The 26359-nt window shown below is 75.1% G+C and carries 26 protein-coding genes; 14 read left to right on the plus strand and 12 right to left on the minus strand.

Annotated elements, in window-relative coordinates:
* Positions 1-20 precede the first annotated feature (20 nt).
* Genes ACFU5J_RS02820 through ACFU5J_RS02845 form a run of 6 tightly spaced genes read right to left on the minus strand, consistent with a single transcriptional unit; the run spans position 21 to position 7850 of the window.
* Positions 21-737: a response regulator gene (locus ACFU5J_RS02820; protein WP_430573776.1), complete on the minus strand. Its 717-nt coding sequence runs from the start codon at positions 735-737 to the stop codon at positions 21-23.
* Positions 734-3256 carry an ATP-binding protein gene (locus tag ACFU5J_RS02825; RefSeq protein ID WP_430577734.1) on the minus strand — a complete coding sequence of 841 codons (2523 nt, stop codon included), beginning with the start codon at positions 3254-3256 and terminating at the stop codon, positions 734-736. Before ACFU5J_RS02825 ends, ACFU5J_RS02820 begins: the two co-directional genes overlap by 4 nt.
* A 2-nt stretch (positions 3257-3258) precedes the next feature.
* Positions 3259-3873, minus strand: a complete 615-nt coding sequence (gene kdpC, locus ACFU5J_RS02830; protein ID WP_430573778.1) for a potassium-transporting ATPase subunit KdpC — start codon at positions 3871-3873, stop codon at positions 3259-3261.
* Between the two features lie 57 nt (positions 3874-3930).
* Complete coding sequence (gene kdpB / locus ACFU5J_RS02835; RefSeq protein ID WP_430577735.1) at positions 3931-6084, minus strand: potassium-transporting ATPase subunit KdpB; 2154 nt, start codon at positions 6082-6084, stop codon at positions 3931-3933.
* 3 nt (positions 6085-6087) lie between these two features.
* A complete protein-coding gene (gene kdpA / locus ACFU5J_RS02840) occupies positions 6088-7761 on the minus strand; it encodes a potassium-transporting ATPase subunit KdpA (RefSeq protein ID WP_430577736.1) in 1674 nt (557 codons plus the stop codon).
* Positions 7761-7850 (minus strand): potassium-transporting ATPase subunit F, encoded by a 90-nt coding sequence (locus ACFU5J_RS02845; RefSeq protein ID WP_430573781.1) that lies wholly within the window; start codon positions 7848-7850, stop codon positions 7761-7763. The genes kdpA and ACFU5J_RS02845 overlap by 1 nt, the downstream gene beginning before the upstream one ends.
* 296 nt (positions 7851-8146) lie before the next feature.
* Between ACFU5J_RS02845 and ACFU5J_RS02850 the strand changes: the two genes are divergently transcribed.
* Positions 8147-8893 carry a DUF4118 domain-containing protein gene (locus ACFU5J_RS02850; RefSeq protein WP_430577737.1) on the plus strand — a complete coding sequence of 249 codons (747 nt, stop codon included), beginning with the start codon at positions 8147-8149 and terminating at the stop codon, positions 8891-8893.
* Positions 8894-8940: 47 nt separating this feature from the next.
* Entirely contained in the window at positions 8941-9684 is a 744-nt protein-coding gene (locus ACFU5J_RS02855; RefSeq protein WP_430577738.1) for a class I SAM-dependent methyltransferase, read from the plus strand.
* A gap of 9 nt (positions 9685-9693) precedes the next feature.
* Here the strand turns inward: ACFU5J_RS02855 and ACFU5J_RS02860 are convergent, their stop codons facing one another.
* Complete coding sequence (locus tag ACFU5J_RS02860) at positions 9694-10875, minus strand: FAD-dependent monooxygenase (RefSeq protein ID WP_430577739.1); 1182 nt, start codon at positions 10873-10875, stop codon at positions 9694-9696.
* A 117-nt stretch (positions 10876-10992) separates the two neighbouring features.
* Between ACFU5J_RS02860 and ACFU5J_RS02865 the strand changes: the two genes are divergently transcribed.
* On the plus strand, positions 10993-11718 hold the full coding sequence (locus tag ACFU5J_RS02865) for a TetR/AcrR family transcriptional regulator (protein WP_430577740.1): 726 nt from the start codon (positions 10993-10995) through the stop codon (positions 11716-11718).
* A 70-nt stretch (positions 11719-11788) separates the two neighbouring features.
* Here the strand turns inward: ACFU5J_RS02865 and ACFU5J_RS02870 are convergent, their stop codons facing one another.
* Both ACFU5J_RS02870 and ACFU5J_RS02875 read right to left on the minus strand, forming a co-directional pair.
* Positions 11789-12328 carry a DUF4822 domain-containing protein gene (locus ACFU5J_RS02870; protein WP_430577741.1) on the minus strand — a complete coding sequence of 180 codons (540 nt, stop codon included), beginning with the start codon at positions 12326-12328 and terminating at the stop codon, positions 11789-11791.
* Between the two features lie 145 nt (positions 12329-12473).
* A complete protein-coding gene (locus ACFU5J_RS02875; protein WP_430577742.1) occupies positions 12474-13388 on the minus strand; it encodes an RNA polymerase sigma-70 factor in 915 nt (304 codons plus the stop codon).
* Between the two features lie 176 nt (positions 13389-13564).
* Between ACFU5J_RS02875 and ACFU5J_RS02880 the strand changes: the two genes are divergently transcribed.
* On the plus strand, positions 13565-14047 hold the full coding sequence (locus ACFU5J_RS02880) for a carboxymuconolactone decarboxylase family protein (protein ID WP_430577743.1): 483 nt from the start codon (positions 13565-13567) through the stop codon (positions 14045-14047).
* Between the two features lie 62 nt (positions 14048-14109).
* Here the strand turns inward: ACFU5J_RS02880 and ACFU5J_RS02885 are convergent, their stop codons facing one another.
* Both ACFU5J_RS02885 and ACFU5J_RS02890 read right to left on the minus strand, forming a co-directional pair.
* Positions 14110-15732, minus strand: coding sequence for a carboxyltransferase domain-containing protein (locus ACFU5J_RS02885; RefSeq protein ID WP_430577744.1), 1623 nt, complete (start codon positions 15730-15732; stop codon positions 14110-14112).
* Between the two features lie 2 nt (positions 15733-15734).
* On the minus strand, positions 15735-16511 hold the full coding sequence (locus ACFU5J_RS02890; RefSeq protein WP_430577745.1) for a LamB/YcsF family protein: 777 nt from the start codon (positions 16509-16511) through the stop codon (positions 15735-15737).
* A 346-nt stretch (positions 16512-16857) separates the two neighbouring features.
* Between ACFU5J_RS02890 and ACFU5J_RS02895 the strand changes: the two genes are divergently transcribed.
* From ACFU5J_RS02895 to ACFU5J_RS02920, 6 genes are all read left to right on the plus strand, one after another.
* The gene (locus ACFU5J_RS02895; protein WP_430577746.1) at positions 16858-19014 is read left to right on the plus strand and encodes a PASTA domain-containing protein; all 2157 of its coding nucleotides are present in this window, start codon (positions 16858-16860) and stop codon (positions 19012-19014) included.
* Positions 19011-19526, plus strand: coding sequence for an aminoacyl-tRNA deacylase (locus ACFU5J_RS02900; protein ID WP_430573792.1), 516 nt, complete (start codon positions 19011-19013; stop codon positions 19524-19526). Before ACFU5J_RS02895 ends, ACFU5J_RS02900 begins: the two co-directional genes overlap by 4 nt.
* A gap of 162 nt (positions 19527-19688) precedes the next feature.
* Complete coding sequence (locus ACFU5J_RS02905; protein ID WP_430573793.1) at positions 19689-20057, plus strand: STAS domain-containing protein; 369 nt, start codon at positions 19689-19691, stop codon at positions 20055-20057.
* 104 nt (positions 20058-20161) lie between these two features.
* Entirely contained in the window at positions 20162-21205 is a 1044-nt protein-coding gene (locus tag ACFU5J_RS02910; RefSeq protein ID WP_430577761.1) for a winged helix DNA-binding domain-containing protein, read from the plus strand.
* 60 nt (positions 21206-21265) lie between these two features.
* Positions 21266-22567, plus strand: a complete 1302-nt coding sequence (locus tag ACFU5J_RS02915) for an FAD-binding protein (protein WP_430577747.1) — start codon at positions 21266-21268, stop codon at positions 22565-22567.
* A gap of 49 nt (positions 22568-22616) precedes the next feature.
* Positions 22617-22982 (plus strand): nuclear transport factor 2 family protein, encoded by a 366-nt coding sequence (locus ACFU5J_RS02920; RefSeq protein ID WP_430573795.1) that lies wholly within the window; start codon positions 22617-22619, stop codon positions 22980-22982.
* Here the strand turns inward: ACFU5J_RS02920 and ACFU5J_RS02925 are convergent.
* Positions 22979-23401 carry a hypothetical protein gene (locus ACFU5J_RS02925; protein ID WP_430573796.1) on the minus strand — a complete coding sequence of 141 codons (423 nt, stop codon included), beginning with the start codon at positions 23399-23401 and terminating at the stop codon, positions 22979-22981. The two genes, ACFU5J_RS02920 and ACFU5J_RS02925, sit on opposite strands and share 4 nt — an antisense overlap.
* Before the next feature lie 100 nt (positions 23402-23501).
* On the opposite strand from ACFU5J_RS02925, the gene ACFU5J_RS02930 reads away from it, so the two are divergent.
* From ACFU5J_RS02930 to ACFU5J_RS02945, 4 genes are all read left to right on the plus strand, one after another.
* Complete coding sequence (locus tag ACFU5J_RS02930) at positions 23502-23804, plus strand: urease subunit gamma (protein WP_430573797.1); 303 nt, start codon at positions 23502-23504, stop codon at positions 23802-23804.
* Complete coding sequence (locus ACFU5J_RS02935) at positions 23801-24280, plus strand: urease subunit beta (protein ID WP_430577748.1); 480 nt, start codon at positions 23801-23803, stop codon at positions 24278-24280. The genes ACFU5J_RS02930 and ACFU5J_RS02935 overlap by 4 nt, the downstream gene beginning before the upstream one ends.
* Entirely contained in the window at positions 24277-25986 is a 1710-nt protein-coding gene (locus ACFU5J_RS02940; RefSeq protein WP_430577749.1) for an urease subunit alpha, read from the plus strand. Before ACFU5J_RS02935 ends, ACFU5J_RS02940 begins: the two co-directional genes overlap by 4 nt.
* Positions 25987-26359: urease accessory UreF family protein (locus ACFU5J_RS02945; protein ID WP_430577750.1), on the plus strand; the 373-nt coding region annotated here is incomplete at its 3' end.

Here is a 26359-nt window from a genome sequence, read left to right on the forward strand (position 1 = left end):
GCGCTCGGGCCGGGCGGCCGCTACGCCTCGGCCGCGGCCTCGGCCTGCCCGCCGTCCGGGTCGAAGCGGTAGCCCATGCCCGCCTCGGTGATGAGGTAGCGCGGCACCGCGGGGTCGGGCTCCAGCTTGCGGCGCAGCTGCGCGACGTACAGCCGCAGGTACCCGGTGTCGCTCACGTGCTCGGACCCCCAGATCTCCGTGAGGAGCGTCTGGCGGGTGACGAGCTTGCCCGGGTTGCGGACCAGGCGCTCGAGCATCTGCCACTCCGTGGGCGTGAGGCGCACGTGCTCGGTGGCGCCGCCGCGGGTGCGGGTGACGCTGTGCGCGGAGAGGTCGACGGTGACGTCGCCGAGCTGCACCACGGGGTCGGAGTCCTCGTGCGTCACGCGCCGGGTGAGGGCGCGGATGCGGGCCAGCAGCTCCTCGATGGAGAAGGGCTTGGTGACGTAGTCGTCGGCGCCCGCGTCGAGCGCCTCGACCTTGTCCGCGGCGCCGCTGCGCCCCGACACGACGAGGATCGGGGCGTCGGACCAGCCCCGGATGGCATGGATGACGTCGATGCCCTCCAGCTCGGGCATGCCCAGGTCGATCATGAAGACGTCGGGGCGGTGGTCGACGGCCCGCGCGATCGCCTGGGTGCCCGTGACGGCCGTGACGATCTCGTACCCCTGCGCCGTCAGGGTGATCCGCAGGGCGCGCAGGATCTGCGGGTCGTCGTCGGCGATGAGGATCTTCATGGCGCGGTGGTCTCCGGTCGGTCGGGCTGGTCGGGTGCGGTCGACGGCGCGGCGGCGGGCAGCGCGACGACCATGGTGAGGCCGCCGCCCGGGGTGTCCTCGGGGACGAGCGTCCCACCCATCCCCTCGACGAACCCCTTCGACAACGCCAGCCCGAGCCCGAGCCCCGTCGTGTTGTCGGTGTCGCCGAGGCGCTGGAACGGGACGAACACGTCCTCGCGCCGGTCGGCGGGGATCCCTGGGCCGTGGTCGACCACCCGGATCTCGACCGTGCCGGCGAACGTGCTGGTGGTGAGGCGGACCCGGCGCCCCGCGGGCGAGTGCCGGGTCGCGTTGGCGAGCAGGTTCACCACGACCCGCTGCAGCAGCACCGGGTCGGCCAGCACGAGCGGGACGGTGAGGTCGAGGTCCAGCTCCACCTGCCCGGGCCCGAGGTGCAGCTCGTCGAGCGCGGGCAGGATGACGTCGGCCGCGTCGACCGGGGACCGGGACACCCCGAGCACCCCGGCCTCGAGGCGGCTCACGTCCAGCAGGTCGGTGATGAGGGTGGACAGGGACGTGAGGCTCTCGTCCGCCGTCTCCAGGAGCTCGGCGCGGTCGGCGTCGGAGAGGGTGCCGGGGTCGGTCCGCAGGCCGCTCACGGAGGCCGCGGCGGCCGAGAGCGGGCGGCGCAGGTCGTGGCTGAGGGCGGAGAGGAGCGCGCTCCGCACGCGGTCCGACTCGGCGAGCTGGTCGACCTCGCTGGCGACCTCCGCGAGGTCGTTGTGCTCCAGGGCCGCCTGGAGCTGGGCCGCGATGACGCGCAGGAGGCGGCGCTCGGAGGCCTCGAGGTCGGCGCCGTAGAGCTCCAGGGCCGCCCGGCCGTCGACGTCGATCGTCGTGCGGGCCGCGCCCTCGGGCACCTCTCCGTCGGAGGCCAGCACCGCCCCGTCGGAGACGAGGCGCGCCCCGGCGAGGCCGAACGCCTCGCGCGCCCGGTGCACCAGCGCCTGCACCGCGTCCTGGCCGCGCAGCACGCTGCCCGCGACCGTGGCGAGGACCTCGGACTCCGCCGCCGCCCGCCGCGCGGCGCGGGTGGTCCGCGCCGCCTGGTCGACCACGACGCTCACGAGGATCGCGATCACCACGTAGAGGACGAGGGCGACGATGTGGAGCGGCTCGCCCACGGTGATGGTGTGGTACGGCGCGATGAAGAAGTAGTCGAGGGTGACCCCGGAGAGCACCGCGGCGTAGACGGCGGGCCACGCGCCGCCCACCAGCGCCACCACGACCACCAGCAGCTGGTAGGCGAGGACGTCGGAGATGATCGACTCCTCGGTGCGGAACGTCACGAGGCCCCACGTCAGCAGCGGGCCGCCGACCAGCGCGAGGACGAACCCGATGACGCGGCGCTTCATCGTCAGGGCGCCGCCGTGGCGCGGCAGGCGGGAGCGGCCCCCGGCGGCGGCGTGGTTGACGATGTGGACGTCGATGTTGCCGGCCTCGCGGGTCACGGTCGCGCCGATCCCCGGGCCGCTCAGCGCTGCCGACAGGCGGCTGCGCCGCGAGACGCCGATGACCAGCTGGGTCGCGTTGACCCCCTTGGCGAACTCGACCAGCGCCGTCGGGATGTCGTCGCCCACCACCTGGTGGTAGGTGCCGCCGAGCTGCTCGACGAGCAGCCGCTGCTGCGCCAGGGCGCCCGGGGTGGCGCCGCGCAGGCCGTCCTGGCTCGTGACGTGCACGGCGAGGAGGTCGCCGCCGGCGGACCGCGCCGCGATCCGCGCCCCGCGCCGGAGCAGCGTCTCGCCCTCGGGGCCGCCGGTGAGCGTGACGACGACCCGCTCGCGGGCCTCCCACGTCGAGTCGATCCCGTGCTCGGTGCGGTAGTGCTGCAGGGCGGCGTCGACCTCGTCGGCCAGCCACAGCAGCGCGAGCTCGCGCAGCGCCGTGAGGTTGCCGAGGCGGAAGTAGTTCGACAGGGCCGCGTCCACGCGCTCGGCCGGGTAGACGACGCCGGAGGAGAGCCGGTCGCGCAGCGCCTGCGGTGCCAGGTCCACGACCTCGATCTGGTCGGCGGCGCGCAGGACGGCGTCGGGGATCGTCTCCCGCTGGGTGACGCCCGTGATCTTCTCGACCACGTCGTTGAGCGACTCGATGTGCTGGATGTTCACCGTCGAGAGGACGTCGATCCCGGCGTCCAGCAGCCGGTCGACGTCCTCCCACCGCTTCTCGTGGGAGAGGCCGGGCGCGTTGGTGTGCGCCAGCTCGTCGACGAGCGCGACGTCCGGCCGGCGGGCCAGCACCGCGTCGAGGTCGAGGTCGTCGAGCTCCACGCCCCGGTGCGTCACCGCGACCCGTGGCACCACCTCCAGCCCGCGCGCCATGGCGGCGGTCGCGGCGCGGCCGTGGGTCTCCACGACCGCGACCACGACGTCCTTGCCGGCGTCGCGCAGGTGCTTGCCCTCCTCGAGCATGGCGTAGGTCTTGCCCACGCCGGGCGCCGCCCCGAGGAGGACACGCAGCCGTCCACGACCCATGCTCACCTCCCGAGCTCGTCCAGGGCGACGTTGAGCTCCAGCACGTTGACGACGGGCTCGCCGAGGTACCCCAGGGTCCGACCCTCAGTGTGCCTCGCGACCAGGCCCTCGACCTCGTCCACAGGGAGGCCGCGGGCTTCCGCGACCCGCGCGACCTGGATCTGCGCGTACTCGGGGCTGATGTGCGGGTCCAGGCCGGAGCCCGACGCCGTGACGGCGTCCGCCGGGACGTCCTCGGGCGCGACGCCGTCCAGCTCGGCCACCTGCGCCCTGCGCTCCTCGATGGCGGCGACGAGGTCGGGGTTCTCGGGCCCGAGGTTCGACCCGGACGACGCGCCCGCGTCCCACCCGTCGCCGGCGGCCGACGGCCGCGACTGGAAGTACTGCGGCAGCGGGGCGCCGTCGGCGTCGGTGAAGCCCTGGCCGATCAGCGACGACCCGACGACCTGGCCGGCGCCGTCGCGCACGAGGGAGCCGTCGGCCTGCGCCGGCAGGACGAGCCGGCCGATGCCGGTGATCACGAGCGTGTAGCCGACGCCCAGGACCAGGGTGAGCGCGATCATCGCCCGGACGGCGACCCAGAAGGTGCGGCCGGTGGCGCGTGTCGTGGCGTTCATGTGCGGTGTCTCCTTGACGTTCCGTGTCGTTCCGAGTCGTTCCGTGCGTCGGTCCGGTCAGTACCCGGGGACGAGGCGCACGACCAGGTCGATGAGCCAGATCCCGACGAACGGCGCGACGATGCCGCCGAGCCCGTAGACGAGGAGGTTCCGCCCGAGGATCTTCGAGGCGTCGAGCGGCCGGTACCGCACGCCGCGCAGGGCGAGCGGGATGAGCACGACGATGATGATCGCGTTGAAGACGATCGCCGAGACGACGGCCGACGACGGCGAGCTCAGGCCCATGATGTTGAGGGCGCCGAGGCCGGGGAACACGCCCATGAACATCGCCGGGATGATCGCGAAGTACTTGGCGACGTCGTTCGCGATCGAGAACGTCGTCAGGGCGCCGCGGGTGATGAGGAGCTGCTTGCCGATGCGCACCACGTCGATGAGCTTGGTGGGGTCGGAGTCGAGGTCGACCATGTTGCCGGCCTCCTTCGCCGCCGACGTGCCCGAGTTCATCGCGACGCCCACGTCCGCCTGCGCGAGCGCGGGGGCGTCGTTGGTGCCGTCGCCGGTCATCGCGACGAGGTTGCCGCCCTCCTGCTCGCGCCGGATGAGCACGAGCTTGTCCTCGGGGGTCGCCTCGGCGAGGTAGTCGTCGACGCCCGCCTCGGCCGCGATCGCCTTCGCCGTCAGCGGGTTGTCGCCCGTGATCATCACGGTGCGGATGCCCATGGCCCGCAGCTCGTCGAAGCGCTCGGCGATGCCCTCCTTGACGACGTCCTTGAGGTGCACGAGGCCGAGCACGCGGCCCTCCCCGTCGGGGGTCCTGCGGGCCACGACGAGCGGGGTCCCACCCGACTGCGCGATCCGCTCGACGGCCCCCTCGACCTCCGCGACGACGGCGGCGGCCGGTCGTGCCCCGCCCTCCTGGAGCCAGGCCATGACGGCGGAGCCGGCCCCCTTGCGGATCTGCGTCCCGTCCGGAGCGTCCAGGCCCGACATCCGGGTCTGGGCCGTGAACGGCACGATCTCGCCGGGCGCGCCGGCGCCCACCTCGACCCCCGCCACGCGGGCGAGGGCGACGATCGACGCACCCTCCGGCGTGGGGTCGGCGAGGGAGGAGACGGCGGCGGCGCGCACCAGCTCGCGGACGTCGACCCCTGCGACCGGCACGAACTCCGTGGCCTGCCGGTTGCCATAGGTGATGGTGCCCGTCTTGTCGAGGAGCAGGGTCGTGACGTCGCCGGCGGCCTCGACGGCGCGGCCGGACATCGCCAGCACGTTGCGCTGCACCAGCCGGTCCATCCCGGCGATGCCGATGGCCGACAGCAGCGCGCCGATCGTCGTGGGGATCAGGCACACGAGGAGGGCGACCAGCACCGCCACGCTCACCGGGCTCGCCGCGTAGGACGCGATGGGGTTGAGGGTGAGCGCCACGACGACGAACACGATCGACAGCGCGGCCAGCAGGATGCTGAGCGCGATCTCGTTGGGTGTCTTCTGCCGGCTCGCGCCCTCGACGAGGGCGATCATCCGGTCCACGAACGTCTCGCCCGGCTTCGAGGTGATCCGCACGACGATCCGGTCGGACAGCACCCGCGTGCCGCCGGTCACGGCGGACCGGTCGCCGCCGGACTCGCGGATCACGGGGGCCGACTCGCCGGTGATGGCGGACTCGTCGACCGAGGCGATCCCCCAGACGATCTCGCCGTCGCCGGGCACGGGGTCGCCGGCCTCGACCACGACCACGTCGCCGAGGCGCAGGTCGGCGGACGAGACCTCGTCCGTGCGTGCGTCGCGGGCCCCCGGGTCGGCCGCGTCGTCGTAGCCCGCGACGCGGTGCGCGACGGTGGCCGTGCGGGTCCGGCGCAGGGTGTCCGCCTGGGCCTTGCCGCGGCCCTCCGCCACCGACTCGGCGAGGTTGGCGAAGACGACCGTGAGCCAGAGGAACAGCGCGATCACGGTGGTGAAGGAGCCCGGCACGACGGTGCCGCCGGACTCCGCCGGGCCGCCGAGGAACGGCTCGGCGACCGCCAGCACGGTGGTCAGCGCGGCACCGACCCACACGATGAACATCACGGGGTTGTGCCACATCTGGCGGGGGTCGAGCTTGCGGAACGCGCCCGGCAGGGCGGACCGCACCTGGGACCAGGTGAAGATCCCTCCTGGCGTCCGGGCCGACGTGGCGGAGGAGTGGGACGGGGTGTCGATCACGGTGGTCATGAGTTACAGGAGCCCTTCCGCCAGGGGACCCAGCGCGAGAACGGGGAAGTAGGTGAGCGCGGTGAGGATGAGGACGACCCCCACGAGGAGCCCGACGAACTGCGGGCGGTGCGTCGGCAGGGTCCCGGAGGTGGCGGGGACCTTGTCCTGGCGGGCCAGCGACCCGGCCAGCGCGAGGACGAGCACGATGGGGACGAACCGCCCGAGCAGGATCGCGACGCCGAGCGCGGTGTTCATCCAGGGGGTGTTCGCCGTCAGGCCGGCGAACGCGGAGCCGTTGTTGTTGGCCGCCGACGTGAAGGCGTAGAGGACCTCGGACATGCCGTGCACGCCCGGGTTCCAGATCGACGTCGAGGTGACGCTCTCGCGGACCGCGGGGACCGCGAAGCTCAGCGCCGTCCCGGCGAGCACCAGCGTGGGGGTCACCAGGATGTAGAGGCTCGCGAGCTTGATCTCGCGCGGGCCGATCTTCTTGCCCAGGTACTCGGGCGTGCGGCCCACGAGCAGGCCGGCGACGAAGACCGCGATGACCGCCAGCACGAGCATGCCGTAGAGCCCGGACCCGACGCCGCCCGGCGCCACCTCGCCGAGCATCATGTTGAGCATCGGCACCATGCCGCCCAGCGCGGTGTACGAGTCGTGCATCGAGTTGACGGCGCCGGTCGACGTCGTCGTGCTGGTGGTCGCGAACAGCGTGGACCCGATGATCCCGAACCGCGCCTCCTTGCCCTCCATCGCCCCGCCGGCGAGCTGCGGGGCGGTGCCCTGGCCGGCCGACTCGAGCGCGGTGAGGGCCGCGAACGAGGCCACGAAGATCACGCCCATCGCCGCGAGGATCGCGTACCCCTGACGGAGGTCGCCGACCATCCGGCCGAACGTGCGGGGCAGCGAGAACGGGATGACGAGCATCAGGAGGACCTCGAGGACGTTCGTCCACGCGGTCGGGTTCTCGAACGGGTGGGCCGAGTTCGCGTTGAAGAACCCGCCTCCGTTGGTCCCGAGGAGCTTGATCACCTCCTGCGAGGCCACGGGGCCGCCCGGGACGCTCTGCGTGGCGCCGGCCACGGTCGTCACGTCGGTGAAGCCGGCGAAGTTCTGCACGACGCCGCCGAGGAGGAGCACCACGGCGCCCACCACGGAGATCGGCAGCAGCACGCGCAGGCAGCCGCGGACCAGGTCCACCCAGAAGTTCCCGATCGTGCCGGTCCGACGGAAGGCGAACCCGCGGACCAGCGCGACGGCCACGGCCATGCCGACGGCCGCGGAGACGAAGTTCTGCACCACGAGCCCGGCGAGCTGGACGGTGTACCCGAGGGTCACCTCCGGCGAGTACGACTGCCAGTTCGTGTTCCCCACGAACGACGCGGCCGTGTTGAACGACAGGTCCGGCGACGGCGCGGGCAGCCCCAGGGAGTACGGCAGCCACTGCTGCGTGCGCTGCAGGGCGTAGAGGAGCAGGAGCCCGACGACCGAGAAGGTCAGCACGCCGCGCAGGTAGGCCTGCCACGTCTGCCCGGACCGCGGGTCGACGCCCAGGACGCGGTAGAGGCCCCGCTCGACGCGCCAGTCGCGTGGCGTCGTGTAGACCGTCGCCATGTAGTCGCCGAACGACCGGTGCACGGCGGCGAGGACGAGCGCGACGGTCCCGAGCGCGAGGACCGCCCAGACCCAGCCCATCAGAACCGCTCCGGCTTCACGAGGGCCACCACGAGGTAGGCCAGCGCGGCCACGCCGAGCGCGGCGGCGAGGAGCTCGATGACGATCACAGCTTCTCCACCGCCTTCGCGACACCGGCGACCAGCGCGAACAGGGCGATCACGCCCAGCACGTAGACGACGTCAAGCACCAGCACGTCCCCACTTCGAGTTCGACGGCCGCCCCGGGGAGGGTCGGGCCGGGCACCCCTTCTCAGGTGCCGACGTCGATGCAACACCCGCCGTGAGGCCCCGGAGCCCGTCCTTACGGGACCCATACGGGCCCGGGGCGCACCCTGACGGAAGCCATACGGGCATGCCCCCCGCGGCCGTTGACACCCGCCCGGGCGCGGGCGGTTCATGGAGGTGTGAGGACGACGACGCGGGGCTCGGTCCTGGTGATGTGGGCGGCGCTGGTGGTGCCGCTGGTGGCGTGCGCGGTGCTCGCCGTGTTCCGCGAGAGCGTCGCCAACACGAACGCGGCGCTGGGGCTGGTGCTCGTCGTCGTCGCGATCGCCGCGACCGGTCGCCGGCTGGCCGGCGTGGTCGCCGCACTCTCGTGCGGCGTCTGGTTCGACTTCTTCCTCACGGAGCCCTACCAGCGGCTGACCATCGACGACCCGGCGGACGTCGAGACGGCCGTGCTCCTCCTCGTGGTGGGGATCGTCGTCACCGAGATCGCCCTGTGGGGACGGCGTCAGCAGGCGACGGCGAGCGAGCGCGCGGGGTACCTCGACGGCATCGTCACCGCCGCTCGCACGGTCGCGGACGGGGCGTCCACGGACGGACTCGTCGGCGCGGTGGAACGGCAGATCGTCGACGTGCTGGGGATCGACGAGTGCCGGTTCGACCGCGGCACGGGCTCGAACCTGCCGCGCCTGCACCGCGACGGCAGCGTCACCCGGCACGGGCACCCGGTCGACGTGGAGCGCGACGGGCTCCCGGTCGACGACCGGACCGAGCTCCTGGTCGAGTACGGCGGCGTGGTGCACGGCCGGTTCCTGCTCACGGCCTCGACCGGGGTGAGCCGGCCGGACCTGGACCGTCGCCTGGTGGCCGTGACCCTCGCCGGGCAGGTCGCCGCGGCCCTCACCGGCCCCCGGCCGGCCACCTGACGGGAATCCTGGTGCGCCGGGGCGCGCGGTCGTGCCAGGGTGCCCGCATGGACGTCGCCGACGACGAGACGCGCGCCGCGTGGGCCATCGCCTCGCGCAAGTACACGGACGAGTACGACGAGCACCTCGAGCAGGCCCGCACCGCCCGGCTGCTGCCCGCCGAGGTCCGGGCCCTGCGCACCATCGTCCCGGGCGCGGACGTCGTGCACCCGATGAGCGGCCACGGCCTGGACGACGTCGCCCTGGCGCGCCTCGGCGCGCGGTCCGTGCACGGCCTGGACTACAGCGCGGCGCCGGTGGCGAGCGCGCAGCGCCGGGCCGACGAGCTCGGGGTGCCCTGCCGGTACACGCGCGCCACGCTCCCCGACAGCGGCCTCGACGACGCGTGCGCCGACCTCGTCTACACGGGCAAGGGGGCGCTCATCTGGGTCGCGGACCTCGCCGCGTTCCTCGCCGAGGTGCGCCGGCTGCTGCGGCCGGGCGGGTGGTTCTACGTCTACGAGGCGCACCCGATGGTGCCGCTGTGGGCGTGGGACGCCGACGAGATCCGGGTGCGCCCGGACCGCGGGTACTTCGAGCGGTCGCACGTCAACGACTCGTTCCCCGGCCACGGGGCGGTGGAGCACCAGCGCACGCTCGCCGAGACGGTCATGGCGTGCCTGCGGGCGGGGTTCGAGGTGGAGCACCTCGAGGAGCACCCCGACCCGTTCTGGCTCCCGGACGGCTTCCGCGCCGCCGCCTGGGACGGCCGGGTCCCGAACGCGTTCAGCCTGCTGGCCCGCCGGGCCTGAGGGCGGCCGTCACCGCAGGTCGTAGGCCGGGATGCTGTCGTCGGTGGCGAACGTGTCGGTCATCCACCGCATCGCGGCGTACGACCACCGGTTCGCGAAGCTCCAGTCCCGCAGCCGGATCCGGGCGGCCGTCGGCGGCGCGAGGAACGGCCCGGCGTTGCCGGTCCGCGCGACCCTGGTGGGCCTGCGCATCCGCCGGTCGTACGCCGCGAGGGCGGCCTCGTGGTCGCCGGCCGCCGCGACCAGCTCGCCCGCGAGGACGTAGGCGCCGACGAGGGACAGGCCGGTCCCGAACCCGCCGAGGGTGTTCGCGTACCCCGCGTCGCCGACCAGGGCGAACCGCCCGCGGGTGAACGACGTCATCCGCGTGCGCGCCAGCGCGTCCAGGTAGAGGTCGTCGGCCCGGCGGGCGGCGTCGAGCGCGGCGGGCACGCGCCAGCCGGCGCCCGCGAACGCCGCCTCGAGGAACGCTCGCTGCGACGCGACGTCGTGCCGGTCGTAGTCCGGACGGGGAGCGCGGAAGACGAACAGGCTGGGCGCCTTCTGCCCGCCGAGCAGCGCGAGCCGGCCGGGCTCGGTGAACCCGTACGCCACGCCCCGGCCGTCGGGGAGACGGGTCTCCAGCCCGTCGAGCGGCGCGGCGGCGTCGGCCACGGCATAGCAGTACCCGAGGTGCTCCACGAGCTGCTCCTCCGGGCCGAACGCGAGCCGCCGCACGGTGGAGTGCACGCCGTCGGCGCCGACCACGAGGTCGAAGCGCTCGCTCGGCCGCCGCGCGAAGGAGACCTGGACGCCGTCGGTCGTCTCGGTGGCGCCCACGATCTCGTCGCCGAAGACGTACTCGGCGTCGCGGGCGCCGTGCTCGTGCAGGATCGCGGCGAGGTCGCCGCGCAGGATCTCGACGTCGCCGCCGATGAACTCGCCGGGGACCACCGCGCGGACCCGGTCGTGCTCGTCGACCAGGCGCCAGTCCGTCTTCGGGGTCTGGTGGGCGACGACGTCGTCGAGCACGCCCATGCGCGTGAGGACGTCGCGGTGGGTGCGGCCCTTGAAGTCGACGGCCTGGCCGCCGGGCCGGAGGGCGGGCGCCCTCTCGACGACGGTGACGTCGAAGCCGTTGCGGCCGAGCCAGCGGGCGAGCGCGGGCCCGGCGATGCTCGCGCCGGAGATCAGGATCTTCGAGGTGGTCATGGTCTGCTCCCGGGTGCCGAGTTGAACTGTGTCTGGTGGACACAGTAAGCATCCGCGTACGATGGACGCAATACCTTTCGGACGGATCCCGGCACCGGCCGGAGGCGGGGGAGCGAGATGCGCGCGGAGAAGCGGGACGCCGTGACGGGCGCGCCGGGCACCGACGGCGTCCTCGACCTGCTGTGGCGGCGCGAGGCGCCGCCGCGCCGCGGGCCCAAGCCGCGGTTCACGATCGACGGCGTCGTCGCCGCCGCGACCGCGATCGCCGACGCCGGCGGGCTCGACGCCGTGTCCATGCAGAGCGTCGCCGAGCGGCTCGGCACCACCAAGATGGCGCTCTACCGGTACGTGCCCGGGCGGGTCGAGCTGGACGCCCTCATGCTCGACGCGGCCCTCGGCGACCCGCCTCCCGCGGCGGGGCGGGACTGGCGCGCCGCGCTGACGGGCTGGGCCGGCAGCGTGCACGCGCGGGCCCTCGACCGTCCGTGGTCCGTGGAGCTCGCGCAGCGCCCGCACCTGCCCGGCCCGGTGGAGCTGGCCTGGTTCGAGGTCGGCCTCGCGGCCTTCGGCGACCTGCCCCTCACCGGCGCGGAGAAGCTCGACACGCTCGCGCTCCTCGCCGGCCACGCGATGTCCCTCGTGCGCCAGCAGCCGCGCGGCGCGACGCCGGAGGCCGACCTCGCCGCCGGGCTCGCGCCCGTCCTCGCCGAGCGCGCCGACGGCTACCCGCTCACCGTGGCGGCGTTCGCCGCGACCGACCCCGCCGGCCGCGACGACGCCCTGCGGTTCGGCGTCGGGCGCGTCGTCGCGGGCGTCGCCGCGCTGGTCGACGAGCGGCGCTGACGGGCCCGGACGACGACGCGGCGCCGGCCCTCGGAGGGGGCGGGCGCCGCGGCGGGGGGCTCGGGTGCGGTCAGGACGCGGCCGGCTCCTCGTGGTCGGTCGGGGTGTGGACGATGTCGACGTACACCGCGGTGTCCTCCGGGTCCGGGAACACCCGGTAGGTGAACTCCTCGCCGGTCAGCGTGACGATGTCGGAGTCGCGCTCGAACTGCACCTCGCCGGCGTCGTCCTTCGCGACGATGTGGCGGGTCGTGCCGTCCTCGTCGACCGTCCAGTCGCCCTGCATCTTCGGGGTGTCGTCCAGGTCGTACATCGCGAACGTGCCGTCCTCGTCGAAGTACGCCCAGCCCACGAAGGCGCTGACGTCCTCGTCGTCGAGGGCGACGTCCTCCCCGTCGGCGTCCGTCGCGCCGGTGGTCTCCCACGCGGTCGACGCGAGGACGTCCGACGGCGTCTGCGCCTCGTCCGCCGCGGGGGCCTCCTCCGCCGCGACGGAGCTCGAGCCCGCCGCGGCGTCGGCCTCGCCCGTGCTGCAGGCGGTGAGCGCCCCCAGCGCGACGAGCGCCGAGACGGCGATCGTGACGGGCTTCTTCGTCGTCGTGAGCTTCATGTGCAAGTCCTTCTCTCGTGGCCGGGGCGCCCGGGGGGCTGCGTTCCCGCAGCGTCGGTGCGTCCCGTCCATCGTCCGGTCGGCCGTCGCCCCGGGACATCGCCTGGGGGTCTCGGCGGATCTCAGCCGAACGGATGATGCGGGCCTAGCGGCGGATGTCCGCGGTACGCCCGGCGTGCCCGAGCTTGTCGGGGTTCCGGACGGCGTACAGGCCGGCCACGCGCCCGCCGGCGACCCGCACCGCGAGGACCGTGTCGACCGCGCCGTCGCGCCGCAGCACCAGGGCCGGCTGGCCGTTCACCTCGGTGGTCTCCACGTCGCCCGCGTCGATCCGGGCGAGCACGGCGGCGACGGCACGGGCGCCGACCACCGGCTCCAGCGCTGCCTGCACGACGCCGCCGCCGTCGGTGAGCAGCACGACGTCGGGCGCGATGACGTCGAGCAGGCCCTGCAGGTCCCCGGTCGTGACGGCGCGCCGGAACGCGGCGAACGCCTCGCGCGACTCCGCCGCGGACACCGTGCCCCGCGGCCTGCGGGCCGCGACGTGCGAGCGCGCCCGGTGCGTGATCTGCCGCACCGCGGCCGGGCTCTTCTCCACCGCCTCGGCGATCTCCCCGTACTCGAGCGCGAACACCTCCCGCAGTACGAACACGGCGCGCTCCGTGGGCGCGAGGGTCTCCAGCACCAGCAGCACCGCCATCGACACGCCGTCCGCGAGCACCACGTCGTCGGCGACGTCCGGCGCGGTGACGAGCGGCTCGGGCAGCCAGGGGCCGGCGTACGACTCGCGTCGCCGCCGCACGGTGCGCAGGCGGGTGAGGGCCCGCCGCGTGGTCATCCGGACCAGGTAGGCGCGGTGGTCGAGCACGGTGGCCACGTCGACGTCCGCCCAGCGCAACCAGGTGTCCTGCAGCACGTCCTCGGCGTCCGAGGCGGAGCCGAGCACCTCGTAGGCCACCGTGAACAGCAGGTTCCGGTGGGCGACGAAGGAGGTGGTGGCCGCGTCGGCGGCCGGCGTCGTGCCCGGTGTCCGTCCGTCCGTCGTCTGCTGCTGCGTCATCGTCCGCTCCCCGCTGCTCGTGGTGCCGTCGGACAGATGACGCCGCCGGGGGCCCGCGTGTGACATCCGGCGGTCCGCGGGCGCCTGTCACAGCCGCGGCGCGGGCGGCGTCCTGTGGTCGTAGCACGCCGCTCGGGACGTCCGGGCGGTCGGTCCCGACCAGTGAGGACGATGTGATGGAACGCTTCGACATGATGGCCGACGAGCTCGGCGCACGGATCGCCCGGAGAGTGGCCAACGTCGCCCTGGCGATCCAGGGCTCCACCCTGCCCCGCGACCTCCAGGACCTCGTCCAGCTGCGGGTCAGCCAGATCAACGGCTGCGGGTTCTGCGTCGACTTCCACACGAAGGACGCCGCGGCCGCGGGCGAGTCGGCCGTGCGGCTCCACCTGGTGGCCGCGTGGCGCGAGGCGACGGTGTTCACCGACGCCGAGCGGGCCGCCCTGGCGCTCGCGGAGGAGGGGACGCGGGTCGCCGACGCGCACCCCGGCGTGTCCGACGAGACGTGGGCGCGGGTGCGCGAGCACTTCGACGACGAGCAGGTCGCCGCGCTGGTCTCGCTGGTCGCGATGATCAACGCGTCGAACCGCCTCAACGTGATCGTGCGCAAGCCCGGCGGGTCGTACCAGCCGGGGATGTTCGACGCGCTGACGCGCTGACGCCCGACCAGCAGCAGCACGGCCCGGCCGGGGTGGTCCCGGCCGGGCCGGGCCGCGCGAGGTCACCGTGCCGTCGGCACGAACCGCAGCCGGGCCCCCGGCGGCAGCTGGCCCAGCAGCCACGTGTGCGTGGTCGCGACCGCGGCGACCACCGGGTAGCCGCCGGTGAGCGGGTGGTCGACGCCGAACAGCACCGGCAGCCCGTCGGGCGGCACCTGCAGCGCCCCGGTCACGCAGCCCTCGCTGGGCAGCTCCCGGCCCCGGGCGCCGTCCGCCCGGGCCAGCGGGTCGCCGGCCAGCCTCAGCCCGACCCGGTCGGACCGCTCCGTCACCGTCCACACCTGTCCGGTGAGCGCGCCGACGGCGTCCGCGGTGAACCAGTCGTCGTGCGGGCCGAGCACGACGGGGAGCGTCGTGAGCCCGCCGGGCGCGGGCAGCGTCGCCGTGTCGGGGGCCCCGACGTCGTCGGCCGCCACCGCCCCGCCCGCGCGCCCGCGACGCAGCAGGACGCCCGGGGCGAGGAGCGCGGGGCCGAGGTGGGCGAGGACGTCCGTCGACCGCGAGCCGAGGACGGGCGGCACGCCGACGCCGCCGTGCAGGGCGAGGTAGGTGCGGTGGCCGCGCTCGGGGGCGGCCAGCTCGAGCTCGTCGCCGTCCCGCAGCCGGAACGCCCGCGCGCGCGGGACGAGGTGCGTGGCGCCGTCGTCGCGGCGGACGACGGCGCGGGGGTCCGCGCCGGCGAGGGCGACGACGGCGTCCCCGCGGGCGCGCAGCCGCAGCCCGCCTCCGACGGCCTCGACGGCGGCCGCCCCGACCGGGTTGCCGGCCGCGCGGTTCGCGGCGCGCAGGCTGCGCGGGTCGGCGGCTCCCGACGGGGAGACGCCGAGGTGGGCGAGGCCGGGACGCCCGAGGTCCTGCACCAGCGCCTGCGGTCCGGGTGCGAGGATCTCCAGCCCTCCCTGCGCGGCGTCCGGCGCGGCGGCCCCGCTCCCCGTCGGCGGCCCGAGCCGCCGACCTGCCCCGGAGCCGCCGCCGGGAGCCGGGGCGCCGGTCCGGACGCCCTCCCGCACGGCCGTGAAGCGCACGCGGTCGCCGGGGGACCAGGGGGTGGGCGGGTCGCGGTCGGGGTCCCACGTGACGGCGTCGGTGCGCCCGACGAGCTGCCAGCCGCCCGGGCTGGCGCGCGGGTACACCCCGGAGTACGGGCCGGCGAGGGCCACGGAACCCTGGGGTACGCGGGTGCGGGGCGTCTCCCGCCGCGGCACGACGAGCCCCGTGTCGTCGCCCGTCAGGTACGCGAACCCGGGCGCGAAGCCGACGAACCCCACCACCCACGACGCCGCCGTGTGGCGCCGCACCACCTCGGCCTCGCTCCACCCGAGGAGCTGCGCGACGTCCGCCAGGTCCTCGCCGTCGTACACGACGGGGATCTCGACGAGCCGCCCGCCGTCCCCGTCCCCTGTCACCTGCCGGGCGGCGGAGGCCCGCTCGCGCAGCACCTCCGCGAGGCGTGCCGCGGGCAGCCGCCACGGGTCGAACGGGACCAGCAGGGTCCGCGCGCCCGGCACCGTCTGCGCGACGCCGGGCACGGGGTCGTCGCGCAGCGCGGCGTGCAGGGCGAGCGCCTGGCGCAGGTCGTCCACCTCGACGAGCAGCGCGTCGTCGCGGGCGGGCAGGACGCGCACGGTCAGCGACCGGCGCGCGTCGGGGCGAACGGGGCGAGCGCGACCCCCGCGGCGTCGAACGCCTCGCGCACGCGCCGCGCCATCGTGACGGCGCCGGGGGTGTCCCCGTGCACGCACACGGAGTCGGCGCGCACCGCGACCTCGGTGCCGTCCACGGCCTCGATCACGCCCTCGGTGACGAGCCGCAGCATGCGGCGCGCCACGACCTCCGGGTCGTGCAGGACGGCGCCCGGCGCGGAGCGGGGCACGAGGGTGCCGGCGGGGGAGTAGGCGCGGTCCGCGAACGCCTCGGCGGCGGTGGGCAGGCCTGCCGCCTCCCCGGCGGCGAGGGCGGCCGCGCCGGGCAGGCCGAGGAGCACGAGCGACGGGTCGACGGCGGCCACCGCGGCGGCGACGTCGGCCGCGACCCGCTCGTCCACCGCGGCGGTGGTGTACAGGGCGCCGTGCGGCTTCACGTAGGTGACGCGCGCGCCCTCGGCGGCGGCCAGCGCCTGCAGCGCGCCGATCTGGTAGACGACGTCGGCCTGGAGCTCGGCGGACGGGACGTCGATGTCGCGCCGCCCGAAGCCGGCCAGGTCGCGGTACCCGACGTGCGCGCCGATGGCCACGCCGCGGGCGGCCGCGAGGCGCACGGTACGGCGGATGGTCGCCGGGTCGCCGGCGTGGAACCCGCACGCCACGTTGGCCGACGAGACGACGTCGAGCATCGCCTCGTCGTCGCCCAGCGTCCAGCGCCCGAAGCCCTCGCCGAGGTCGCTGTTGAGGTCGACGGTGGTCATGCCGTCCAGTCTGCCGCGCGGCCGGCCGGACGGCCGCGGGGTATCACGACGTCGCCGGGGTGCTCCCCCGATGATGTGCGGGTGAGCGTCGTACGAACTCTTGTCGCAGGGGTGGCAGGAGCGGGACGGCTGACGCACAGTTGAGGGACGGTCCTGTCGCCCGTGTCACACGACGACACCGAGGTGTGACAGGATCCGAGCGCCTGAGCAGTGCCGATGGGGGAGGTTCGTCGTCGTGAGGTCTCCGAGGGACACCGACGAGGGGGCGCGCGCGGACACGGTGGGGACGCCGGTCCGTCGGCGCCTCCGGGTCGGTCGCCTGCTTGCCACGTCCACGACGACCTGCGTGCTCGCCGCCGCGTTCCTCGCGGCGCCCGTGGCCGGGCTGCCGTGGAACCCCGTCGCCGCCGACCAGGACGTGCCGACCGTCGACGCGGCGGGCGAGGGCGTCTCGGTGGGCGTGGTCGGCGCGTCGTCGGCCGACGGCCCGGCGACGGTCGAGGAGGTCCTCGGCGTCCTCGAGCGCGCGGAGCTCGCGTCGAAGGACGCCGGCCGGAGCGTGTCCCCGGAGGTCGAGCAGGCTGCCGCCGAGCTCGGCATGCTCCTCAGCACCTATCTGGCGCAGCAGCCGGCCGACGCGTCCGCCGCCACGCCCTTCGCCTCGCCCGGCGCCGAGACCCCGGCGCCCCTCGTGAGCGGCCCGCCCGCCGACCTGCCGGCCTCGGTGCCCGACGCCGCGGACACGATGACCGTCGCGAACCAGGTCTCGGGCGCACCCACCCGGGAGAAGGCCGACACCGACCCGGCGTCCGACCCGGCGTCCGCGTCCGACCCCGCGTCCGAGGCCGGGGGCGCCCCGGCGAAGGCCGGCGTCCTGCCCGGCCCGGGTGCCCCCGTGCAGGGCACCGCACCCGACGACGGGTCCGACGCCGCCGCCCCGCCCGCGGACGGCACGGCACCGGCGGACGGCGCGGAGGACGTGCCGTCGACGGAGCCGCAGCACGACGCGGAGGCGGTGACGTTCGACGACGTGGTCGTCGCGGCGACGCGGCTGGCGACGCTCCTCGACCCGTCGATGACGACCCTCACGGCCGGCATCCTGCCGGCGGGCGCGGCCGGCGCGGCCGGGACGGACGCCGCGCGGGCCACGCTGACGGCCAGCCTGCGCGAGATCGTGGACCGGTACGGCAAGAGCACGGCGGGCTACGCCAACGGGCGCATCCCGACGTCGGCGCTGTGCCCCCTCGACTTCGCCCCCGGGCACATGCTGCGCTGCGACGCGGCCGAGCAGCTCACGGCGCTCAGCGCCGAGTACGAGAAGGAGTTCGGGGTGCCCATCCCGATGACCGACTCGTACCGCACCTACGACTCGCAGGTGCGCCTCAAGGCGACCAAGGGGTACCTCGCGGCCACCCCGGGCTGGTCGAACCACGGCTGGGGCCTCGCCGTCGACCTGTCGACCCCGATCTCCTCCGGCACCACCGCGCAGTACGTGTGGATGCGGGTGCACGGGCCGGACTACGGCTGGGACAACCCGTCGTGGGCGCGGCTGGACGGCTCCAAGCCGGAACCGTGGCACTTCGAGTTCTTCGCCGCCGGGCCGATCCCGAACCGGGCCTGGAAGGCCGACGACGTCGGCGCGACCGGCGCCGCGCAGGACAAGGCCGCCCAGCACGGGCCGGGCAGCACCTCCGGCAAGGGCGACGACCGGGGCACGACGTCGAAGGGCGGCACGTCCGACGGGAAGAAGGCCGACGGGACGAAGGCCGACGGGACGAAGGCCGACGGGACGAAGGGCGGCGGCTCGAAGGACGGCGGCTCGAAGGACGGCGGCTCGTCGTCGAAGCCCGGGTCGACGCCGACGGACTCCGCGGAGGCGCCGATCAAGAAGCCGGGCGGCGGCACGCCGGACAAGGGCGACGGCGCGACCGCGCCGGCGAAGGTCACCGTGCCGGACGTCACCGGCCTGGACGTCGACGCCGCGAAGGCGAGGCTCCAGGGGCTCGGCCTGAAGGTCGGCACGACGACGAAGGCGAGCGACGCGCCCGCCGGCCAGGTCCTGCGGACCACGGGCGCGGGCACCAAGGTGACGAAGGGCTCGACCGTCGCCCTCGTGGTGTCGAGCGGCCCGGAGAAGGTCGCGGTGCCGGACGTCACCGGGAAGACGCTCGAGGACGCGACGGCCGAGCTCGAGGGGCTCGGGTTCACCGTGACGTCCACGACGAAGGCGGACCCCGAGGCCCCCGAGGGCCAGGTGCTCTCGACCGAGGGCGCGGGCACGAAGGTGGCGAAGGGCTCGGCCGTCGCGCTCGTGGTGTCGAGCGGGCCCGAGAAGACGCCGGAGTGCGGCGCCGACCTGGTCGCCGCGGGCGAGGCCGCCCTCGCCACGGAGACCACGGACGACGACACCGCGCTGGCGGACCTCCTCGGCTGCGAGCTCCCGGAGGACCAGCAGGGCGGCGCGCTCGCCCAGGCCCTCGCGGCGATCCGGGACGAGGAGTGACCGCTCCCGCGACGCCGCCCGACGCCCCGCGGGAGTCGTCCGGCGAGCGGCGCACGCGGGAGGCGCTGGAGGCGTCGGGGATCGAGTTCGAGATCGTGCGCCACGGCCCGGTGGGGTCGCTCGCGGAGGCGGCGGCCGCGCGGGGCATGGCCCCGTCGCAGGTGCTCAAGACCCTCGTGGTGCGGCGGGGCGACGACGACTTCCTGTTCGTCCTCGTGCCCGGCGACCGCACGATCGCGTGGCCCCGGCTGCGCGCGCTGCTCGGCGTGTCCCGGCTGTCCATGCCGGACCGCGAGGTGGCGCGCGAGGTCACCGGGTACGAGCGCGGCACGATCACGCCGTTCGGCTCGCTCACCGCGTGGCCGGTCGTCGCGGACTCGCGCGTCCCCGGGGCGGGCCGCGTGTCCGTCGGGGGCGGCGGGCACGGGGTGTCGGCCACGGTGGACGGCGCGGAGCTGGTGCGCGCCCTCGACGCCCGGGTCGCGGACGTGACGGACCTGGACGACGCTTGACCGGCGGGCCCCGCTCACGCGGGGCGGACCCGCCGAATTGAACGGACGCTGGACGAATCCGCCCGACCGGGGAACACTCGACGCGGGCCGTTCGCTGGACGAAGGGGACGCGGACGGCGTCCACAGCCGGTACGGCCCCACGCACGGGAGCATCACGACCACATGGACATCGACACCAGCAGCGACCCCGGACCGAGTTCGGGGATCACGTCCCGGACCACCGACGCCGCGACCGTCCTCACCCTGTGGGGCGAGGTCGACGCCGCGCTGCGCGAGTCGGCGAGCGACGCGATGGCGTCGCTGGCGGCCCGGGGCACCACGCAGCCCATCGTCCTGGACACCCGGGACGTCACGTTCATCGACTCCTCCGGGGTGGCCTTCATCCTGCAGGTGTACATGCTGGGCCAGGAGACGGGCACGCCCGTGAGCCTGTACCAGCCGTCGGAAGCCGTCGCCGAGGTGCTCGACATGGTCGGCATGGGCGGCCGCATCCCCCTGGCCGAGGCGGAGCCCGCCGGGCGGCCCGCCTGAGCGGGCCGGCGCCCGACTCCGGCGTCGTCCGGGCCGCGCGGCTCACCGCCACGGGCCTGCGCGGGCAGCACCTGCCCGACGCGCCCGCCGTCGTCGGCGCGCTCCTGGCCGTGCAGGGCCAGGAGCTGCAGCCGGCCCTGTGGGGCGTGTCGCGGCGGGTCTCGCCGGACGCCCGCCCGGGGCGCGCGGCGACCAACGCGGCGCTCGCGGCGGGCGACCTGCTGCGCACCCACCTCCTGCGGCCCACGTGGCACCTGGTGCGGCCCGACGACGCGCGCTGGCTGCTGGAGCTCACGGCCCCGCGCATCGCGCGGCTCATGGCGTCGACGGAGCGGGCGTGGAAGCTCGGCGACCTCGGCCCCGGGATCGACGCCGTCGCGGCGGCCGTCGCCGACGGCCCGCGCACCCGCCCGCAGATCAGGGCGGAGCTCGTGGACCTCGGGGTGCTGGACCCGGGGGCGCCCGGCATCGCGTTCACGCAGATGCTCATGCACGCGGAGCTGCGGCGGCTCGTGATCAGCGGCCCGCCGCCGGAGGGGACGCCGCTGCAGCACCAGTCGTACGCGGCGTTCGACGACCGCGTCCCCGCCGGCTACGGGCCGCTGGGCGAGCGGTTCGACGCCGAGGCCGCCGTCGTCGAGCTGTGGCGGCGGTACCTGCCCGGGCGTGCGTTCGCGACCCTCGGCGACGTGCGGCACTGGAGCGGCCTCACGGCCGGAGACCTCAAGCCCGCCCTCGCCGCGCTCACCGACGCGGGCGAGGTGGTGCAGCTGCCCGGCGGCGGCGACCTCGAGGGGCTGACCCTGGCCGCCACGCCCGCCGCGGCCGAGGCCGGGCCCGCCGCCGCCGCGGACGGACCGCCGCCGGTCGACCTGCTGCAGGCCTACGACGAGCTGCTCATCTCCTACCGCGAGACCCGGCCCGTGGTGTTCGACCCGGCGCTGCAGCTCCCGGACCGCGCGGGCGCGTACGTGCACTGCGTGGCCGTGGACGGCGTCGTCGCCGCGCGGTGGCGCTGGCCCGCGCCGTCCGCCCGGGGTGGGAACGGGGGCGCGGACGTGGACGTGCAGTGGCTCCGCGACCCGGCACCGCGCGAGGTCGCGGCGCTGGACGTCGCCGTCGCCGACCTGGCCGCCTACCTGGACTGAGCACCGGGCCGGTCCCTGGACCGAGCCGCAGGTCAGCGCCGCGGGTGGCAGGGTGGACCCGTGCATAGCAACTGGGCCGGGAACCTCACCTACTCCGCGCGCTCCGTCGCGCGCCCCACGTCGCTGGAGGAGCTCGCCGACGTCCTCCTCGCCGGCGGGCCGGTGCGCGCGCTCGGGTCGCGGCACTCGTTCAACGACGTCGCGGACACCGACGGTGTCCACGTCCAGGTCGACGCGCTGGACGACGGCCGCCCGGCCGTGGAGCCGGTGACGCCCGACGACGGCGGCGCCGAGGGCGAGGTGGTGTCCGTGAACGCCGGCCTGCGCTACGGCGAGGTGTCGCGGGCGCTGCAGGCGACCGGCCGCGCGCTGGGCAACCTGGCCTCCCTGCCGCACATCTCCGTGGCGGGCGCGGTGGCCACCGCCACCCACGGGTCGGGCGACACGAACCAGTCGCTGGCCAGCGCCGTCGAGGGCCTCGAGATCATGACGCCGGGCGGCGAGCTGCGGCGCATCACGCGCGCCGACGACCCGGACGTCTTCCCCGGCACGGTGGTGTCGCTGGGGGCGCTGGGCGTCGTGACGCGGGTGGAGCTGCGCACGGTCCCGGCGTACGTCGTGCGGCAGGACGTCGCGGCCGACGTCCCGTGGGACACGTTCCTCGCGAGCCTCGACGCCCTCACCTCCGCCGCCTACTCGGTGAGCGCCTTCACGAGCTGGGACGAGCCGGCCGTGCGGCACGTGTGGTTCAAGTCCGTGGTCCGAGCGGACGCCCCGGAGGACGCCGCCGGCCGCCCGGTGGTGCGCGGCCTGGCGCCGGGCTTCCTGCGCTGGGAGGACCGGCCGGTGCACCCGCTGCCGGGCGTGGACCCCGCCGCGTGCACCCAGCAGCTCGGGGTGGCGGGCCCGTGGAACGAGAGGCTGAGCCACTTCCGGCTGGAGTTCACGCCGTCGGCGGGCGACGAGGTGCAGTCCGAGTACCTGCTGCCGCGCCGCAACGCGACCGCCGCGATCGAGGCCGTGCGGGCTCTCGGGCCGCGGATCGCGCCGCTGCTGCAGACCAGCGAGATCCGCACCGTGGCGGCCGACGACCTGTGGCTCAGCCCGTTCGACGAGCCCTCCGTGGGGCTGCACTTCACGTGGCTCCCGCGCGAGGACGAGGTGCGCGCCGTCCTGCCCGACGTCGAGGCCGCCCTCGTGCCGCTCGGGGCCCGGCCGCACTGGGGCAAGGTCAGCGCCCTCGACCCGCGGGACGTCGTGGCGCAGTTCCCCCGCTTCGACGACTTCCGCGCGCTCGCGCACCGCTTCGACCCCGCGGGTCGGCTGCACGGCGGCCTCGTGGGCCGCCTGCTCGCGGCCTGACCGGCCCGGCGCCCGCCCGGGCGCAGGTCCCGGTGCCTAGACTCGCGCGATGAGCCTTCTTGCTGCGGAGCGCGCGCTCCAGGCCGCCCAGCGTGCCGGCGACGTCGACGCGCTGGAGGCGCTGCTGCATCCCCGGTGCGTCGGCGCGGGCCCGGACGGGTCGGTGTTCTCCCGGGAGGACGACCTCGAGAGCTACCGCTCAGGCTTCCTGACGATCACCCGCCTGGCGGAGGAGTCGCTCGACGTCCAGGAGGACGCCGCGAGCGGGGTCACCCGGCTGGTCGCCGCCGTGGACGCGGTCCAGGGCGGCACCGCGGTGTCCGCGCGGCTGGTCTACACGCGCCTCTGGGTGCGGGCGGGCGAGGGGTGGCGGGTGCTGGCCGCCACGCTCGCACCAGCCGCCGACGCCGCCTAGTCCTCGTTGTTCTCGCGCACCTTCTCCACGCCCTCCTTGAGGAGGAAGAGCGGCAGGACGAAGGCCGCGAGCATGCCCGCCAGCCACACGATGACCGGGCCGACGATCCAGCCGGCGACGCCGCCGACGTCGAGCCCGTCGGTGAAGACCACCGCCACGATGAGCGCGACGAACGTCGAGAGCAGCCCGACGCCGCCGACGAGCGCGGGGGCGTTGTTGCGCGCCGCCTTCGTGAGGAACGGGGAGATGATCGCCTGCGCCACGGCGAAGATCACGATGGCGAGGATGAAGCCGAGCGGCTCCGACCAGTTGATGGAGAACGTCTTCAGGTCGAAGGCCGCGAAGATCCACGCGGCGACGAGGACACCCACCGTCGCCGCCAGCAGAAAGACGGCCGTGCGGAGCAGGAACCTGATCATCTTCGGAGCATATGGAGACGCTGGCCACACGGCACCTCGGGGGTTTGCCGGGGGGTATACCGAACGTGTAAGAGAGGAGAGAACTCCAGAGAGGTGATTGATGCAGCTGTTGCCGTCCGACACGGAAAAGCTCCTGCTGAGCGTCGCGGGCATGGTGGCCCGTGACCGCCGAGAGCGAGGGGTCCTCCTCAACCATCCGGAGGCCGTGTCGTTGTTGTCCTGCTGGGTGATCGAGCGCGCGCGGGAGGGCGCACGGGTCGCCGACCTGATGAACGACGGCCGCAGCGTGCTCGGCCGCGACGAGGTGATGGACGGGGTGCCCGAGATGATCCCCAACCTCCAGGTCGAGGCCACCTTCCCCGACGGCCGCAAGCTCGTCACGATCACGGAGCCGATCCAGTGATCCCCGGCGAGATCCGCACCCGCCCCGAGCCGCTCGAGCTGAACGCCGGCCGCGAGCGCCAGACCGTCGTGATCCTCAACGGCGGCGACCGGCCCATCCAGATCGGCTCCCACCTGCACCTGCCCGACGCGAACCCGGCGCTGCGCTTCGACCGCGAGGCCACCCGCGGGTTCCGCCTCGACGTCCCGGCCGGCACGTCGGTCCGCCTCGAGCCGGGCGTGAGCCGCACCGTGCAGCTCGTCGCGCTCGGCGGCCGCCGCTTCGTGCCCGGCCTGCAGATCCGCGACCTGTCGCGCGAGCCGGAGTCGGTGGAGCGCGAGCCGCGCCCCGTGGTGCCGTTCGGCACGCCCGGCGTGGACGTGCCCGAGCCGCAGAACGCGTCGGCCATGCCGATGCGCGTCGGCGAGGTCGACGCCCACGACGGCGACCCGTCCGACGTCGAGCCCGAGACCCGTGCGAAGGAGGGTGACCGGTGACCCAGATCGACCGGCGCGCGTACGCGCAGCTCTACGGCCCGACGACGGGCGACCAGGTGCGCCTCGCGGACACGGACCTGTGGATCGAGGTCGAGCAGGACCTCACCGCGGGCGGCGACGAGGCGACGTTCGGTGGCGGCAAGACCATCCGCGAGTCCATGGGCCAGGGCGTCACCCTGCGCTCCGAGGGCGCGCCGGACCTGGTGATCACCAACGTCGTGATCCTCGACCACTGGGGCATCGTGCGCGCCGACGTGGGCGTGCGGGACGGCCGCATCGCGGCGATCGGCAAGGCGGGCAACCCCGACGTCATGGACGGCGTGCACCCGGACCTGCGGATCGGCCCCGGCACGGACGTCGTCGCGGGCGAGGGCAAGATCCTCACCGCCGGCGCCGTGGACACCCACGTGCACTTCCTCAGCGAGATCGAGATGCGCGAGGCGCTCGTCACCGGGACGACGACGGTGGTGGGCGGCGGCACCGGCCCCACCGAGGGGTCCAAGGCCACCACGGTGACGCCGGGCGCCCGCTCGCTCGCGATGATGCACCGGGCCCTCGACGACCTCCCCCTCAACGTGCTGCTGTTCGGCAAGGGCAGCACCGTGTCGCAGGACGCGCTGGCGGAGGAGGCGCTCGCGGGCGCCGGCGGCTACAAGGTGCACGAGGACTGGGGCGCCACCCCGGCAGCGATCGACGCGGCGCTGCGCGCGGCCGACGAGTTCGGGCTCCAGGTGGCGCTGCACGCCGACAGCCTCAACGAGACCGGGTACGTGCAGCACACGCTCGAGGCGATCGGCGGGCGCGGCATCCACGTCTTCCACGCCGAGGGCGCGGGCGGCGGGCACGCCCCCGACATCATCGTCACGGCGGGGGAGCGCAACATCCTGCCGGCGTCGACCAACCCGACGCTCCCGTTCACCGTGAACACGGTGGACGAGCACCTCGACATGCTGCTGGTGGTGCACCACCTCAACCCGCGCGTGCCCGAGGACCTGGCCTTCGCCGAGTCCCGGATCCGCGCGTCGACGATGGCGGCCGAGGACATCCTGCAGGACATGGGCGCCCTGTCGATCACGTCGACCGACGCGCAGGCGATGGGCCGCATCGGCGAGCTGATCTGCCGTACCTGGCAGGTGGCGCACGTGATGAAGAACCGGTTCGGCCCGCTCGGCTCCAGCCTGCCGGCGGACAACGAGCGCGCCCGCCGGTACGTCGCGAAGTACACGATCTGCCCGGCCGTCGCGCACGGCATCGACCACGAGGTCGGCTCCGTCGAGGCCGGCAAGCTGGCCGACCTGGTGCTGTGGGACCCGGCGTTCTTCGGCATCCGCCCCGCCGCCGTCATCAAGGGCGGCGCGGTCGTCGCGGCCCCGCTCGGGGACCCGAACGGCGCCGTGCCCGCGCCCCAGCCGGTGTTCATGCGACCGGCGCTCGCGGCGCAGGCGTCGTCGGCGCCCGGCCTCGCGGTGACGTTCGTCGCCCAGGCGGCGCTCGACGACGGCCTAGAGGAGCGGCTGGGCCTGCGGCGCCGGCTGGAGGCGATCCGGCCCACCCGGCACGTCACCAAGGACGACATGCCGAACAACACGGTGCTGCCGCGCATCGACGTCGACCCGGAGACGTTCGCGATCAGCATCGACGGGGAGCCCGTGCGGGCCCAGCCCGTGGACGTGGTGCCGCTGGCCCAGCGGTACTCGATGTTCTAGATGACGAGCGCCGCCGCCCCCGCCGGGGCGGCCGGCCTCGGCGCGCTCCTGCTCGCCGACGGCCGGCTCCCGGTGGGCGGCCTCGTGTACTCGGCGGGCCTCGAGCCCGGCCTCGCGGACGGTATGACGCAGGCCGACGTGCCCCGGTACCTGCGCGCCCGGCTGCGCACGGTCGGGCTCGTGGACGCCGCCGCCTCGGTGCTCGCGCACCGCGCCGCGTCGGGACCCGCCGGGTTCGGGCTCGGCGACGTGCAGGAGGCGCTCGCGGCCCGGACCCCGAGCGCGCCCCTGCGCGACGTGCAGGGCGTGCTGGGCCGCGGCCTGGCGCGCCTCGCCGACCGGCTGCGGCCCGACCACCCGGCGACGCTCGCGC

Origin of the sequence: Isoptericola sp. NPDC057559 (assembly GCF_042801555.1) — a bacterium.
Lineage (GTDB): Bacteria > Actinomycetota > Actinomycetes > Actinomycetales > Cellulomonadaceae > Isoptericola.

Coding starts and splice junctions, on each gene's coding strand:
- ACFU5J_RS02820 (WP_430573776.1), bottom strand. CDS start 737: ATGAAGATCCTCATCGCCGACGACGACCCGCAGATCCTGCGCGCCCTG.
- ACFU5J_RS02825 (WP_430577734.1), bottom strand. CDS start 3,256: ATGGGTCGTGGACGGCTGCGTGTCCTCCTCGGGGCGGCGCCCGGCGTG.
- kdpC (WP_430573778.1), bottom strand. CDS start 3,873: ATGAACGCCACGACACGCGCCACCGGCCGCACCTTCTGGGTCGCCGTC.
- kdpB (WP_430577735.1), bottom strand. CDS start 6,084: ATGACCACCGTGATCGACACCCCGTCCCACTCCTCCGCCACGTCGGCC.
- kdpA (WP_430577736.1), bottom strand. CDS start 7,761: ATGGGCTGGGTCTGGGCGGTCCTCGCGCTCGGGACCGTCGCGCTCGTC.
- ACFU5J_RS02855 (WP_430577738.1), top strand. CDS start 8,941: ATGGACGTCGCCGACGACGAGACGCGCGCCGCGTGGGCCATCGCCTCG.
- ACFU5J_RS02860 (WP_430577739.1), bottom strand. CDS start 10,875: ATGACCACCTCGAAGATCCTGATCTCCGGCGCGAGCATCGCCGGGCCC.
- ACFU5J_RS02865 (WP_430577740.1), top strand. CDS start 10,993: ATGCGCGCGGAGAAGCGGGACGCCGTGACGGGCGCGCCGGGCACCGAC.
- ACFU5J_RS02870 (WP_430577741.1), bottom strand. CDS start 12,328: ATGAAGCTCACGACGACGAAGAAGCCCGTCACGATCGCCGTCTCGGCG.
- ACFU5J_RS02875 (WP_430577742.1), bottom strand. CDS start 13,388: ATGACGCAGCAGCAGACGACGGACGGACGGACACCGGGCACGACGCCG.
- ACFU5J_RS02880 (WP_430577743.1), top strand. CDS start 13,565: ATGGAACGCTTCGACATGATGGCCGACGAGCTCGGCGCACGGATCGCC.
- ACFU5J_RS02890 (WP_430577745.1), bottom strand. CDS start 16,511: ATGACCACCGTCGACCTCAACAGCGACCTCGGCGAGGGCTTCGGGCGC.
- ACFU5J_RS02905 (WP_430573793.1), top strand. CDS start 19,689: ATGGACATCGACACCAGCAGCGACCCCGGACCGAGTTCGGGGATCACG.
- ACFU5J_RS02920 (WP_430573795.1), top strand. CDS start 22,617: ATGAGCCTTCTTGCTGCGGAGCGCGCGCTCCAGGCCGCCCAGCGTGCC.
- ACFU5J_RS02925 (WP_430573796.1), bottom strand. CDS start 23,401: ATGATCAGGTTCCTGCTCCGCACGGCCGTCTTTCTGCTGGCGGCGACG.
- ACFU5J_RS02930 (WP_430573797.1), top strand. CDS start 23,502: ATGCAGCTGTTGCCGTCCGACACGGAAAAGCTCCTGCTGAGCGTCGCG.